Source organism: Marinigracilibium pacificum (assembly GCF_012926615.1).
GTDB lineage: Bacteria > Bacteroidota > Bacteroidia > Cytophagales > Cyclobacteriaceae > Mangrovivirga > Mangrovivirga pacifica.
Genome location: NZ_JABBNU010000003.1, coordinates 279,701 through 292,639, shown reverse-complemented (window position 1 = coordinate 292,639; position 12,939 = coordinate 279,701). Strand labels below are relative to the sequence as shown.

Annotated in this window: 12 protein-coding genes; 1 reads left to right on the top strand and 11 read right to left on the bottom strand. The window is 35.0% G+C overall.

Features of this window, described 5'->3' with window-relative positions:
* Positions 1–14 precede the first annotated feature (14 nt).
* The 8 genes from HH304_RS06160 to HH304_RS06125 all read right to left on the bottom strand — a co-directional run bounded on the left by HH304_RS06160 (position 15) and on the right by HH304_RS06125 (position 8,964).
* Positions 15–377: a response regulator transcription factor gene (locus tag HH304_RS06160; RefSeq protein WP_169679038.1), complete on the bottom strand. Its 363-nt coding sequence runs from the start codon at positions 375–377 to the stop codon at positions 15–17.
* On the bottom strand, positions 352–3,108 hold the full coding sequence (locus tag HH304_RS06155; protein ID WP_169679036.1) for a sensor histidine kinase: 2,757 nt from the start codon (positions 3,106–3,108) through the stop codon (positions 352–354). The genes HH304_RS06160 and HH304_RS06155 overlap by 26 nt, the downstream gene beginning before the upstream one ends.
* A 283-nt stretch (positions 3,109–3,391) precedes the next feature.
* Positions 3,392–5,158, bottom strand: a complete 1,767-nt coding sequence (locus HH304_RS06150; RefSeq protein WP_169679034.1) for a sodium:solute symporter family protein — start codon at positions 5,156–5,158, stop codon at positions 3,392–3,394.
* Between the two features lie 11 nt (positions 5,159–5,169).
* Positions 5,170–5,427 (bottom strand): DUF4212 domain-containing protein, encoded by a 258-nt coding sequence (locus tag HH304_RS06145; RefSeq protein ID WP_169679032.1) that lies wholly within the window; start codon positions 5,425–5,427, stop codon positions 5,170–5,172.
* Positions 5,428–5,446: 19 nt separating this feature from the next.
* Complete coding sequence (locus HH304_RS06140; protein WP_169679030.1) at positions 5,447–6,718, bottom strand: hypothetical protein; 1,272 nt, start codon at positions 6,716–6,718, stop codon at positions 5,447–5,449.
* Positions 6,719–6,844: 126 nt separating this feature from the next.
* Positions 6,845–7,261: an IS1 family transposase gene (locus tag HH304_RS06135; protein WP_169679028.1), complete on the bottom strand. Its 417-nt coding sequence runs from the start codon at positions 7,259–7,261 to the stop codon at positions 6,845–6,847.
* 84 nt (positions 7,262–7,345) lie between these two features.
* Positions 7,346–8,536, bottom strand: coding sequence for a chorismate-binding protein (locus tag HH304_RS06130; protein ID WP_169679026.1), 1,191 nt, complete (start codon positions 8,534–8,536; stop codon positions 7,346–7,348).
* Complete coding sequence (locus tag HH304_RS06125) at positions 8,536–8,964, bottom strand: hotdog fold thioesterase (RefSeq protein ID WP_169679024.1); 429 nt, start codon at positions 8,962–8,964, stop codon at positions 8,536–8,538. Before HH304_RS06125 ends, HH304_RS06130 begins: the two co-directional genes overlap by 1 nt.
* Before the next feature lie 48 nt (positions 8,965–9,012).
* On the opposite strand from HH304_RS06125, the gene HH304_RS06120 reads away from it, so the two are divergent.
* Positions 9,013–9,627: a histidine phosphatase family protein gene (locus tag HH304_RS06120; RefSeq protein ID WP_169679022.1), complete on the top strand. Its 615-nt coding sequence runs from the start codon at positions 9,013–9,015 to the stop codon at positions 9,625–9,627.
* Position 9,628: 1 nt separating this feature from the next.
* Here the strand turns inward: HH304_RS06120 and HH304_RS06115 are convergent, their stop codons facing one another.
* The 3 genes from HH304_RS06115 to HH304_RS06105 are packed head-to-tail and all read right to left on the bottom strand — an operon-like array spanning position 9,629 to position 12,929.
* Positions 9,629–11,116: a DUF3808 domain-containing protein gene (locus HH304_RS06115; RefSeq protein WP_169679020.1), complete on the bottom strand. Its 1,488-nt coding sequence runs from the start codon at positions 11,114–11,116 to the stop codon at positions 9,629–9,631.
* Positions 11,037–11,831, bottom strand: coding sequence for a zinc ribbon domain-containing protein (locus HH304_RS06110; RefSeq protein WP_169679018.1), 795 nt, complete (start codon positions 11,829–11,831; stop codon positions 11,037–11,039). Before HH304_RS06110 ends, HH304_RS06115 begins: the two co-directional genes overlap by 80 nt.
* The gene (locus HH304_RS06105) at positions 11,832–12,929 is read right to left on the bottom strand and encodes a Nif3-like dinuclear metal center hexameric protein (protein WP_169679016.1); all 1,098 of its coding nucleotides are present in this window, start codon (positions 12,927–12,929) and stop codon (positions 11,832–11,834) included.
* Positions 12,930–12,939: the final 10 nt, after the last annotated feature.

The window sequence follows — 12,939 nt, the reverse complement described above, 5'->3', positions numbered from 1 at the left end:
AATTGGGTTTTATATTAACTTATTAATTCTTTTACTTTTGTTATTAGTGCCCTTGTAGAAAAGGGTTTGGTCATGTAGTGGTCTGCACCAGCTTCATAACCTTTTTTGATATCTTCTTCCTTGTCTTTTGCAGTCAAGATTAATACTTTGGTTTTATCAGCATTTTCTGATTTAATTTTTTTACATACCTCATAACCACCAATGTTAGGCATCATGATATCGAGGATAACCAAATCAGGAAACTCTTGGGAATAAAGATCAAGAGCTTCTTTACCATTTCTGGCAACAAATACCTCGTATCCGTTTCTCTTCATTAAAAAATCCAATGACATTAATATGTTTGGCTCGTCGTCAACTATTAAAATCTTCTGCTTCACTATTCTCCAATTTATGTTTATTTTCAATTTGGGATTTGGTAACAGGTAACTTTATGATAAATGTCGCTCCTTTATCCGGTTTGCTTTCAACCAGAATTTCTCCTTGATGAGCTTCAATTATCCGACTGGAAATGGTTAATCCCAACCCACTTCCTACAGGCTTAATTATATTTTGATTACTGGCCTGATAAAATGATTTAAATATCAATTTATGGTATTTTGGATCAATTCCCTGACCATTATCAATTACTTTAATTATTATATCTGTAGCTTTTATTTCGGAAATAATCTTAATGGCTCCATTTTGAAATTTGATTGCATTACTCAGTAAATTCAGTATTACCTGAATGATCATGTCTCTATCTACATATGTATCAATCATAGAGTCAGTTAATTCTATTTTCAGGTCGATATTCTTCTCTCTGATTATTGAGGAAACATTTTTAATTGATGTATTTATTATATCATTAATATTGGTTAGCTGAGTGTTTAATTTCTGTTTCCCTGATTCAAATTTTTCAAGATCTAAAACCTGGGATATAAGTCTTTCCATACGGATAGATTCTTGTGTTATGGTAACTAAGAATTGATCAATTTCTTCTTTGGAAAGGTTGTCATGATCAAGAATAATCTCTGAAAAAGCTCTGATTGAAGTAAGTGGAGTCCTCATTTCATGAGTTACCGTACTTATGAATTCATTTTTTAGTTTATCAGCTGCCTGCAGTTTTTCATTTACCAGTTTTAACTTTTCGGTAGCTATCTCAAGTTCTATAGATTTTATTTTAAGTTGTTTGTTTAGTTTTATAAGTTCTTGTGATTCTTTTAAAATGTCAAGCACATCATCAAGCACAATATCTTCCTCTTTTACAACCGATGAAATCAGCGTACGAGCAGAAGTAGATCCAACTGCTCCGGTTAGTAGTTTTTCTGCATGATTAACCATTCTGAAATCAACAGAGCTGTCTTCATCAAATTTAATGTTGTGTTTGTCTGCAAAATGCTCCAGTGAAATTGAGGCTTCTTTTTTTCCCAAGAAAATTCCTAAAAGCTCTTCAAGATCTTTAATCATTGCCCGACCTTTCCATACAATACTACTTTCGATTATGGTTGAGTATTTAAAAATGTCAACAAAGATTTCAGCTTTATTTCTTTCTTTACCAGATTGAATAGCATAAATGCTAAAAATCAGGAAGGTTGAAGTATTTAAAAATATACTCCATAAGAAACCATGTACAATATAATTTAGGTCATTCAAACCAAATAGGTTGAAAGGTCTGAGCAATTCAATTCCAAATGGTCCTTCAGTCATAATTGAATGAGGTAACAATCCTGCTTCAATAATAGTAGGTATAACCAGGGTGTAAATCCAGATAATCAAACCAACCCACATACCATATTTGACTCCCTTTTTATTCGCTGATTTCCATAAAATACCGCCAATTATGCCAGGAGCAAATTGTGCTACAGCAACAAAACTTATTAGTCCTATTGAAACCAGACTAAACTTGCTACCAACCAAGCTATTGTAACCATAGGCTAAAATAATTATCAGGAAAATAGTAACTCTTCTGCCGTATACAAGTAATAGTCCTAAAGAGTCTCTTGTTATTGTTTTTTCTTTTGAATTTCTTATTAAAAGGGGCATCATCAATTGATTGGATATCATAATAGATAATGCTGAAGTGGAGACAATAATCATCCCTGTTGCAGCAGAAAACCCTCCTAAATAGATGAATAAAGCCAAAATTTCTTTACCATATTGAAGCGGGAAATTTAGAAGGTAGGTGTCAGCTTTTATTCCAGTGCCTTCAAAAATAATATTGCCACCAAGTGCAATCGGAAGTACAAAAATGTTGATGATCAGCAGATATAAAGGAAAAAGCCACATTGCTTTTAGAACATGTCTTTCATCAGTATTTTCTTTTACTGCAACATGAAACTGCCTCGGTAAAAACAAAAAGGCAAACATTGATAATATATTCAACGTTGTCCAATTGAAAAATCCTGAATTTGACGGGTCAATAGTTAGCAGATGGTTCCATGTGTCTGAATCCCTTGCTTGCTTGAAAATGTCACCCATTCCATCGAAAACAAAATAGCAGACAAAAATACCTCCGGCTATAAACGCCACTAATTTAAATAAGGATTCAAATGCAATTGCTGTAATCAGTCCTTCTTGTCTGATTGTAGTATCCGGTTTTGCAGTACTAAATAAAATACTAAATATCGCCACGGTAATTGCTACATAGAAAGCAGTATCCATATAAAATGGTACTGTCGAATTTATCTCTTCTCCCGAAATAGTATTGATACTTTCTGAAATGGCTTTAATCTGGATTGACATGTATGGAATTATTCCCAAAACACACATCATGGTAACAAGTTTTCCCAGGCCGGCATCCATATCATATCTGGCAGAAACAAAATCTGCAATAGATGTAATTCTTTGGACCTTACAAATTCTTATGATTTTTCTTAAAACAATCCATAAAACAGGAGCTAATAGGGTAGGGCCCAAATAGGTTGTCATAAAGTCAGGGCCATTTTCAGCAGCTCGACCGATACTTCCATAGAATGTCCATGCAGTACAATAAACAGCAAGAGATAATGCATAGATATACGGGTTTTTTAGCAAGCTATATCCTTTATTAGCTTGTCTTTCAGCATAGAATGCAATAATGAACAAAATGCCCATATACAAAAAGCTTGCTATGATTGCCCAGTATTTCATTAGTTGTTTTTATTGTTTTTGTTAAATGCAGATCTGGATAAAATAAATACCCACCAAATAACAATCAACCATAATATGAACAGGTACAAATAAAGCACAGGAATATTAAATACTAATAAATCCTTATTAACTAAAGAAATAACCGGATAGCTAAATAATACCCAGCAAATCGTAAAAATAAATACCAGCTTTTGATGTAATCTATTCGGGTTGTTGTCCATGCATTTAATTTAAGGTTAAAAGACCGAAACAAAAATTTGTTCCGGTCTTAAAAAGCTAAATATTAATGATGAGTAGCGGTTCCTGCTCCTCTTGGATACCTGATATCTTCAACAATTTGCTGAACATCTGCAGGTGGAGGAGGAGTTACTGCTGAAACACCTAATGAAACAGCAAAATTTATGATCATGGCAATAAATCCAAAGCCTTCAGGGCTGATGCCAAACCACCAGTCCTCTTTGCCGCCACCACCTAACATACCGAATTTGAATTTCAGGATGTAGAATATCATAAATGCTAACCCGACAATCATACCTGCAACTGCCCCTTGCATATTCATTCTTTTGTAGAAGATACCCATAATAATTGCAGGGAAGAATGAAGCAGCAGCTAATCCAAATGCTAAGGCAACAACCGCTGCAACAAAGTCTGGAGGGTTTATTCCAAAGTATCCAGCTACAATTACAGCAACCAATGCAGCACCTCTGGCGATCCATAGTTCATTTGTTTCACTTAGATCCGGAGCAATTTGCTTTTTGATCAGGTCATGGGCAATTGAAGTTGAAATAACAAGAAGTAAACCGGCAGCAGTAGATAATGCAGCTGCAAGACCACCGGCAGCAACCAGGGCGATAACCCAGTTTGGAAGATTAGCTATCTCAGGATTGGCCAATACCATAATATCCCTATCTACATATAATTCATTTTCAGAATCTGCAGATGGGTTACTTACAACTCTTTGACCAAATTCACCTCTTTCCGCGGCGAATTCAGGATTCCCCGTCGTAGCTGCTCCCTGACGATATTGGATCACTCCATCTCCATTTTTGTCTGTCCATGCTAACAGAGAAGTGTTTTCCCAGTTTTTAAACCATTCAGGTAACTTCTCATAAGAAGAGTTGTTTACTGTTTCGATTAAGTTTGTTCTTGCAAAAGCTGCTATTGCTGGAGCTGTTGTATATAGGATTGCAATAAATACCAATGCATATCCGGCGGATAGCCTGGCGTCTTTAACTTTAGGTACAGTGAAGAATCGAACAATTACGTGAGGAAGACCTGCAGTACCGACCATCAATGCTGCTGTAATGGCAAAGACATCCATGGTTGATTTTGATCCGTTTGTATAGGCTGCAAAGCCAAGTTCTTGATGGAGGCCATCAAGTTTATCTAAAAGATATGTTCCATCTTGAAGAGTTCCACCAAAACCTAATTGTGGTAATACACTTCCAGTCATCTGAATAGAGATGAAGAATGCCGGAACCATAAACGCAAAGATTAAAACACAATACTGTGCCACCTGGGTATAGGTGATTCCTTTCATACCACCCAGTACTGCATAGAAAAGTACGATGATCATACCGATGATTACACCAGTATTAATGTTTACTTCAAGGAATCTACTGAATACAACACCCACTCCTCGCATTTGACCTGCGACATAGGTAAATGAAACGAACAAGGCACAAATAACAGCTACTGTTCTGGCTGTCTGGGAATAATACCTGTCTCCAATAAAATCGGGGACAGTAAATTTCCCGAATTTTCTTAAGTAAGGAGCTAAAAGCAATGCCAAGAGCACATATCCACCTGTCCACCCCATAAGGTAAACAGCACCATCATACCCCATAAATGAGATTAAACCGGCCATTGAAATAAACGAGGCAGCAGACATCCAGTCAGCAGCGGTGGCCATACCATTTGCCAGTGGAGAAACTCCACCACCAGCAACATAAAATTCTTTGGTAGACCCTGCACGGCTCCAGATCGCAATACCAATGTATATTGCAAAGCTTGCGCCGACAATTATATATGTTAGAGTTTTAATATCCATAATTCAATGATTTAATCTTCGTGAACATCATGTTTTTTATCAAGCTTATTCATAAGTCGTACATACACGAAAATGAGTATAACGAATACATAAATAGCTCCTTGTTGGGCAAACCAGAATCCTAGTTTGAATCCTCCGATTCTTATATTGTTTAGCGCATCCGCGAAAAGTATCCCGCAGCCATAAGAAACCAGAAACCATATAGACAGGAGTATTAATAGATACCTGAGGTTTCGGGCCCAGTATTTTTCTAAATTAGTTTTTTCCATGATTTATAAAGGTTAGATTTTATAAGAATACCATAGCCTGGATAATGAACCTGTTAGCTCTATCTGGTTCGGTACCGCTATAATTAGCTCTGGTAGTATTATATTCAAATGTTAGCTTGGCATTATGGCCAGTTATGAAAATGTTACTACCCACCTGGAAGGTATTTCCAGGCTCATCAAAAGCTTCATAATCTCTGGTGCTATATGCGAGGTAAGGCATCACCTGGATTTTTTTCGAGAAATCAGGAAGTAGGAATCCTGCTTGTCCATAGATTGAGCTTCCAGTACCATAAGGACCAAAAGAATAATTTGGACCGTAATCGAAGTTGTAGTAAACTACATAGGCATTGATTGCTCCATTGGCTACTGGTGCATCATAATAAGCGTCAACAGCAAAGTGATTAACATTATGATAAACGAAATCAGAAGCATTATTAGGATCCTGTGAAACGGTTCCGTTAGGGTGTGAAAAGAAGCCAGCTCCTACATTAAAGACTTTCTTTTTACCAAGGTAAGAACCTACGCGATATGGTAGTTTATTTGATTCTTTATCCAAGAACTGGTAATCAACATACCCCTGATAAACAGTGTTAGCATCAGTTCCATTCGTTTGAGATTGAATTTCTTTACCTTGATAAACGGCAGTGCCAACTCCAGGAACCCTGCCTTCTTCAAGGTTATTAGTGATTGGTTCGTTAACAGCAAAATGGTAGTTTAACTTACCAAAATTACCTTTTACATAGACACCCATGTGTCGGGCAAACTGATCAGATAGTCCTAATTGAGCCCATCCCTGGCGATAATTATCTAGAGTCATGAAGTTTAATGTTGAAGCGGATGTAATTCTTGATAATCCGTTCCAATAATGTAAACCACCACCGATATGGATTTGATCAATGATTTTAAATTCACCCCATGCTCCATGTAAAAATAATTGGGCACTGGCATCTTTTCCTACGGGGCCCATATTATCTCCTGTAAGAGTATTTAGACCAAAGTGAGTAAGGATTAAAAACCTTTCAGATATTTGGGCAAATGCTAAAACCCTTGACCTTCGAATTAAAGGTTTAAAAGTGGTTTCGTCATTAGCATTCTCAGCCATATCGAGCCAGAATTGATTCCAAATTATGAACCGGACATATTTTCTTCCCGATTCATCGATGTTGATTTTGAGCGGTTTATAGCTGTCGTCGACGCCTTGAACCTGCTCATCTTTGTCTTGAGCAATGCTACAAATAGGGACTATCAGTAGCAGTGCTGTAACAATGATTAAACACAGCGAGTTTTTCATAAGAGTTAATTTGAGTTGGGTTATTAAGTGCTTTGAAACTTCAAATACACTCTCATGAATTTTAAAATATATCTGATTAACAGCTATTTACTATGTATATTTTTGGTAATTAATATACATGTAGAGTCAGCCAATCTTTTTCCATTGGATAATCATGTACTTGTCACCAATGGTTGAAATGATGAGTCCTTTATTGGAAATATTGGGTTTTTCGTTAATAAATGATATTAATTCGCTATGGCTAAGGATTTTATAGGTGGGTTGATATCCGCTGGTTTCAGGACGTTTAACATTGTGTTTTTTAATCAGCTTCATCGCTGTTACATGGCTTATACCCAGTAGTCTTTCGATTTCTCGGTAAGAAATTCCTTCCATGTAAAGTTGTATGATTTTGGTTATTTTATCATTGTCCAGTTTTTTGCCAATCTTGTTTACGGTAAAGAAGTAATTGCATTTTTTGCACTTATACCTTTGTTTTTCATTAATGAAGCCACTTTTTACAGTTTCCGGAGAGTCGCATCTGGGGCAGAATTTTACCTTCATTTGATAAGTATATGCATGTGTGTATATTAAATTAGCATATATATATCAAATTAGCAAAAAAGTAAAATAATAATGTTTATAGGCTTATAAATGTCTAAGAATAGACTGGCATTTTAGTTCGGTTTCTTCAAACTCCTTTTCAGGGTCTGAGTCTATGGTTACTCCTGCGCCTGCATAAGTCAGTATATGGTTATTGTAAATTTTGGCACACCTTAAATTAACAAAAATATGTGTATCGTTATTTACATTTACAGGTCCCATGAATCCGGCAAAAAGCTTTCTGTTAATTGGCTCATGTTCCAGAATGAATTGTTCCGTTTCATATTGCGGCATACCACAAACCGCAGACGTTGGGTGTAAAAGTTCTAGCATTACCTGCCCAAGTTCCGGGAAATTGATTTTTTCAATATCAATTATGAATTCTGTCATCAGGTGAAAGAGATTTCCGGATCGAATTGATTTTGGACCTTCTTCTTCAAATTCTCTTACTCTGATTTTTTTCAGACAATTTATAATGTACCTGCTTACAAGTGCCTGTTCTTCAATTTCCTTGGTTCTCCATAGTACGTCTTTCAGAGCAATACCATCCTGTGCCTTCTGGGTTCCGGCAAGTGCCATTGTTTTGAATATTTCCTTACCCTTTACTTCAATTAGAGTTTCAGGAGTAGCACCAATCCATAATCCATCATTTGGAGTGAAAAGTAAATTAATCATGCCGTTGGGAAATGACTTTTCAAGACTAATATATAAATCAGCAATATTGAAATCTTCTGGCAGGTTGGTATATTTGGCTCTTGCTGGAACCACTTTCTTAAATTTGCCTTTTCCAATCTCTTCAATGCATTGACTTACATATTTGATGAATTGATCTTTATCTTTTTCCTTTGAAATGATGTTTGTTGCAGATGGAAGTGAAATCGAATTTGTCTTTTCAGAATCATAAAGGAATGATTCTATTATTTCCTCTCCTGAAAGGATATTGTCAAGTATGAAATTATCACCACTATGCTCACATGTAAGATGTAGGTCTGCAGGAATGTAAGTGATATTATCTAGTGCTTCAAAAAAAGGAGCAGTAATATACCCGGGTTTTAATTGATCCAGATTATTGTGATTAATTTTTTCATAGTTATCACTTGCAATCAAATGGATTGTTTTAGTTCCAGGTAATCTGTAAATAATTAATCCAATATTTTTATTTATACAATAATTTAAAGATCGGTTGATTACCTGATCAATTTTAATATCTCTTCCCAGATCCGCTTTTCTATCCATTACTTTTTATTGATCACAGCCACAGTTAACCTGCTTATACAAACAAGTTTATCTTCCTCATTTTTAATTTCTATAGACCAGATATGTGTTGTTCTTCCAATATGTATAGCCTTTGCTCTACCCACAACAAATCCAGATCGTGCTCCACGAACATGATTCGCATTTATCTCTAAACCGACACAATATTGTTTTGTTTCGTCAATAAGCAATTGAGAAGCCATGCTTCCCAAAGTTTCTGCCAGAGCAACAGAGGCACCACCATGTAAAAGTCCGTAAGGTTGAACTGTACGTGAATCAACAGGCACTTTTGCTTCAATAAATGACTCAGTGACTTGTGTGAATTCAATTCCAATTGTAGAGATCATTGTGTCTTGAATGTAGGCATTCAGATCTTCAATTTTTATATCCGGGCTAAATAGAGGTGTCAAGAAGTTAAATTTTATTTTAATTTACGATTCCAAAAATAAAGAAAAAAGTTGAGCACAAAAACCATTTACCTAATCAGGCACGGAGAAACTGATTATAACAGAAAGGGAATTGTACAAGGAAGCGGTATTAATGCTCCGTTAAATGAGCAAGGTAGGGCACAGGCTGAAGCATTTTTCAGTAGTTATAAAGATGAAGGTTTTGAAAAAGTATATACTTCTGATTTGATAAGAACTATTGAATCTGTAGCAGGTTTTATTGATTTGGGAATTGAACATGAGATTGTTCCAGAGTTAAAAGAAATCAATTGGGGCGAAAAGGAAGGTAAGAAGGTTTCTCTGGAAGACAAATCTGATTACTCGGATTTAATTGCTGAGTGGTATAAGGGGAATACTCATTTGGCATTTAAAGGGGGGGAGAGTCCTAATGAAGTAAGGGATAGAATGGCCATTGGATTTGATAGAATCATACAGCAGGATTTTTCAAAGATATTAGTCTGTATTCATGGTCGGGCGATGAGAATATTGTTGAGCCATCTATTAAATTATCCTTTAAAATATATGGATGTTTTCAAACATGGTAATTTGCAGTTGTATAAACTGTTATATGATGATGGAAATTACATATTGGTAAAAAGCAATGATTATGAGCATCTTAAAGATTAATCTATAAATCATTTATTAAGTCATTTATTTGACGTTCAAGGATTGAAGCTTCATAATTTATGGATTCTTCGTAAGGGTTACCCTTATAAGACTTTGCTTTTACAAGATAGGCTTTAGCTTCGTGATATTTTTTATTATTGATCAGAATAGTTGCCAATTTTATGCATGAGTTAGGAGCATAGTACCACGAGTTATTTTGTTGTAAGTCAATGGTAATATTATAAGCTTTTTGTGCTTTATCTATGTGATTTGTAGAATGATAATACCTTGCTTTTCTATAGTTCCACTCTGTGGTTTGAGATCTTAAATTAAATTTCGGTTCTGTATTTATTATTTGACCAGATAAATCATCAAATCCACCATCCGTTGCTAGTCTCAGTTTCCAGATCAATTCGTTGTTTCCAGGAGGGAATGAATAATTATTCAGAGCTTTTGAGGCATATCTGTCAGCTTCGGTTTTCTTACTGAATTTTTCGAGATTACTTTTGAATGTGTTTGCTTTCTGATAATCTCCATTTAAATAATAAGACAAAAATATATTTAAGTCACAGGCAGATAAATATTCATCAGACTGAAGCTCATTTTTGTATTTCATTAAATATTCACGGGCAGTACCATACTTGCCTTGACGTAAAAATGTTTCTCCTATCAGGTAGTTAGATGCAGGAAATAACCTTTTAGTGGTTGAAGTGAATTTAGTTAAATTGTTTAGGATGTTTTGTCCACCTCTTGCTTTTGCGTTACAGATTATAAAAACAATTTTCTCAAGTTCTGTTGTCAATGAGTAATCTTCTGTCAGGTTTTTAGCTATTTCCTGATCATTTAGCAAATAGTTAGCTATTAAAGGATATAATAATCGTGCTTCTTGCCCTACAAAGTCCGATCTTTTTGTTGCATTATTAAGTAAGGTAAGTCCGGTTTCCTTATTTCCTTTTAATCCCAATAAGTCTGTCAGCCAGACAAATTTTTCGGGGACTGAGGAAATAGTTATATGCATTAGTCCACCGGCAAGATCGTATTTGTTATTGCTTGAGCCATATTCCCTATATATAAAAAATGCTTTTCTGAAGTTTTTAAATGCTGCAAAATTATTTTCATATCGAGCATTGATTACAGCCAGTAACAGATGTGATCTACATTCCAGGTATTTATCTGTGGTATTATTTTCAGAGAATTCTTCAAGGTCATCTAATAAACTATTTGCAGATTCTTCATCATATTTCAGGAGGACTTTTATACCTCTGCTATAAAGGTTTTTATATTGTGATTCTTGGTTTATATCCAGGTTGAAGAAATCATCAAAACTTTGGGCGGAAAGGCATGGAGTTAATAACAAAAAAAACAGGCAGACCAAAAATGGCCCTGCCTGTTTAATATTATGTCTTAAAATAAAGAACAAATCCAGACGATTACTTAGTTGTCTTTCTTTTTGTAGTTGTTCTTCTTTTCGGTTTTTTAATTTGATCAGACTGGAATTCAGGTTCATCATCCACACCAGCTAAAATTCTTCCACTGTGCTCATCGATGATAAGTCTTTTTCTTTCTCTGATTTCAGCGATTTTTTGAGGAGGAATAACGATGTTACAACCTTGAGCAGCACCATTCTTAACAGTTACAACCGCAAGACCATTGGTAAGGTGCTTTCTTAGTCTCTGATAATAGCGATAAAGATTCTCTTCGATATCCTTAACAGCTTTCTCACGATCCTTTAATAGTTTCTTCTCGTCTTCTTCACTTTCAGAAGTTAACGCTTCAAGCTCTTTTCTTTTTTCGTTAAGATCTTCTTCTTTATCTTTTATTAATGAAAGAGTATTTTCAATCTCACCTTTTACTTGTTCGATCTTGAAACCAGCTTCTTTAATTTTTTTCTCATGAACCTGAATTTCTAACTCTTGTAATTCCAGCTCTTTAGTAATAGCGTCATATTCACGGTTATTGCGAACATTATTTTGCTGAGCACTATACTTTGTTATTAGAGCTTCTGAGTCTTTAATTCCAGATTTTCTTTTAGTGATTTCCGCTTCGAGCTCTTCAATTTTAGACTCCTGCTTTGATTTTCTGGTTTTTAAACCTTCTAGATCATCTTCCAGATCACCAACCTCTTCAGGTAGTGCACCTCTGATCTTTTTAATTTCATCTAATTGAGAGTCTATTTCTTGAAGCTTAATTAAAGCGTCTAATTTTTGAGCTATTGTACGTTCCATTTATAGATAATTAACCGGATTCGAATTAAATTCGGATAAATTGAATGCAATATTAGTGAATTTTTTATATAATTTCTCTTTTATTAATTCTTTTGTAAATACTTCACTTTCATAGTGGCCTATGTCGGCAATTATTATTTTATCTTCGGCATCAAAAAATTCATGGTATTTGAAATCTCCGGTAATATAAATATCGCATCCTGCACTTTTGGCCTTACTAAGTAGAAAGCTTCCAGCTCCACCACATATTCCAACTTTCTTTATTTTATTTTTAACGAGGTTTGTATGTCTAATGGTTTTCAAATTAAGCCTTTCTTTTAGTAAAAGCAAAAAATCCATAGCCTCCATTTCCTCATCAAGAACACCAATCATCCCTGAACCTGTGTCTTGATTGTAATTCACAAGATCATTGATATAATAGGCCATTTCTTCATAAGGATGAGCATTTTTAACTACATTTAATATCTGCCCACTTTTGTGTTTGGGAATTATAGCTTCTATTCTATCTTCTTCTACTTTTTCCAAATTGCCAGTTTCTCCAATAAATGGATTAGCATTTTCAGATGGCTCAAATCGGCCTGTACCTTTAACAGTGAAACTACAATTTTTATATTCCCCGATTTGCCCTGCTCCGGCCTCACCTAAAGCGGTTAAAACTTTGTCAGTATGCGAAGATGGTACAAATACAACTAGTTTTTGGAGGTTGTCATTTTTAGGTTGAAGTACCTTAAGTTTTTTAATTCCGATTTTATCAGCCAGGATAGCATTGACACCTGTAATTACATTATCCAGATTCGTGTGAATTGCATAAATAGCAATATCATTTTTAATGGCTTTAATTACAGTTCTTTCAACATAATCTTTACCTGTGAAACTTTTTAATCCTTTAAAAACAATAGGATGATGAGCAATAATTAAATTGGCTCCAATACTTATAGCTTCTTCAACCACTTCTTCCACACAGTCCAGCGTTATTAAAACTTTTGAAACCTCATGATTATTATCACCTACAATTAACTTGCTATTGTCATAACCTTCCTGAAGTGAAGCTGGAGCCCAGGTTTCTAAATAGTTGATTACATCTTTTATTTTCGTCATAATGTCAATA

Coding starts and splice junctions, on each gene's coding strand:
- HH304_RS06135 (WP_169679028.1), bottom strand. CDS start 7,261: ATGAAGGTAAAATTCTGCCCCAGATGCGACTCTCCGGAAACTGTAAAA.
- HH304_RS06140 (WP_169679030.1), bottom strand. CDS start 6,718: ATGAAAAACTCGCTGTGTTTAATCATTGTTACAGCACTGCTACTGATA.
- HH304_RS06105 (WP_169679016.1), bottom strand. CDS start 12,929: ATGACGAAAATAAAAGATGTAATCAACTATTTAGAAACCTGGGCTCCA.
- HH304_RS06130 (WP_169679026.1), bottom strand. CDS start 8,536: ATGGATAGAAAAGCGGATCTGGGAAGAGATATTAAAATTGATCAGGTA.
- HH304_RS06115 (WP_169679020.1), bottom strand. CDS start 11,116: ATGATGAACCTGAATTCCAGTCTGATCAAATTAAAAAACCGAAAAGAA.
- HH304_RS06155 (WP_169679036.1), bottom strand. CDS start 3,108: ATGAAATACTGGGCAATCATAGCAAGCTTTTTGTATATGGGCATTTTG.
- HH304_RS06110 (WP_169679018.1), bottom strand. CDS start 11,831: ATGGAACGTACAATAGCTCAAAAATTAGACGCTTTAATTAAGCTTCAA.
- HH304_RS06150 (WP_169679034.1), bottom strand. CDS start 5,158: ATGGATATTAAAACTCTAACATATATAATTGTCGGCGCAAGCTTTGCA.
- HH304_RS06145 (WP_169679032.1), bottom strand. CDS start 5,427: ATGGAAAAAACTAATTTAGAAAAATACTGGGCCCGAAACCTCAGGTAT.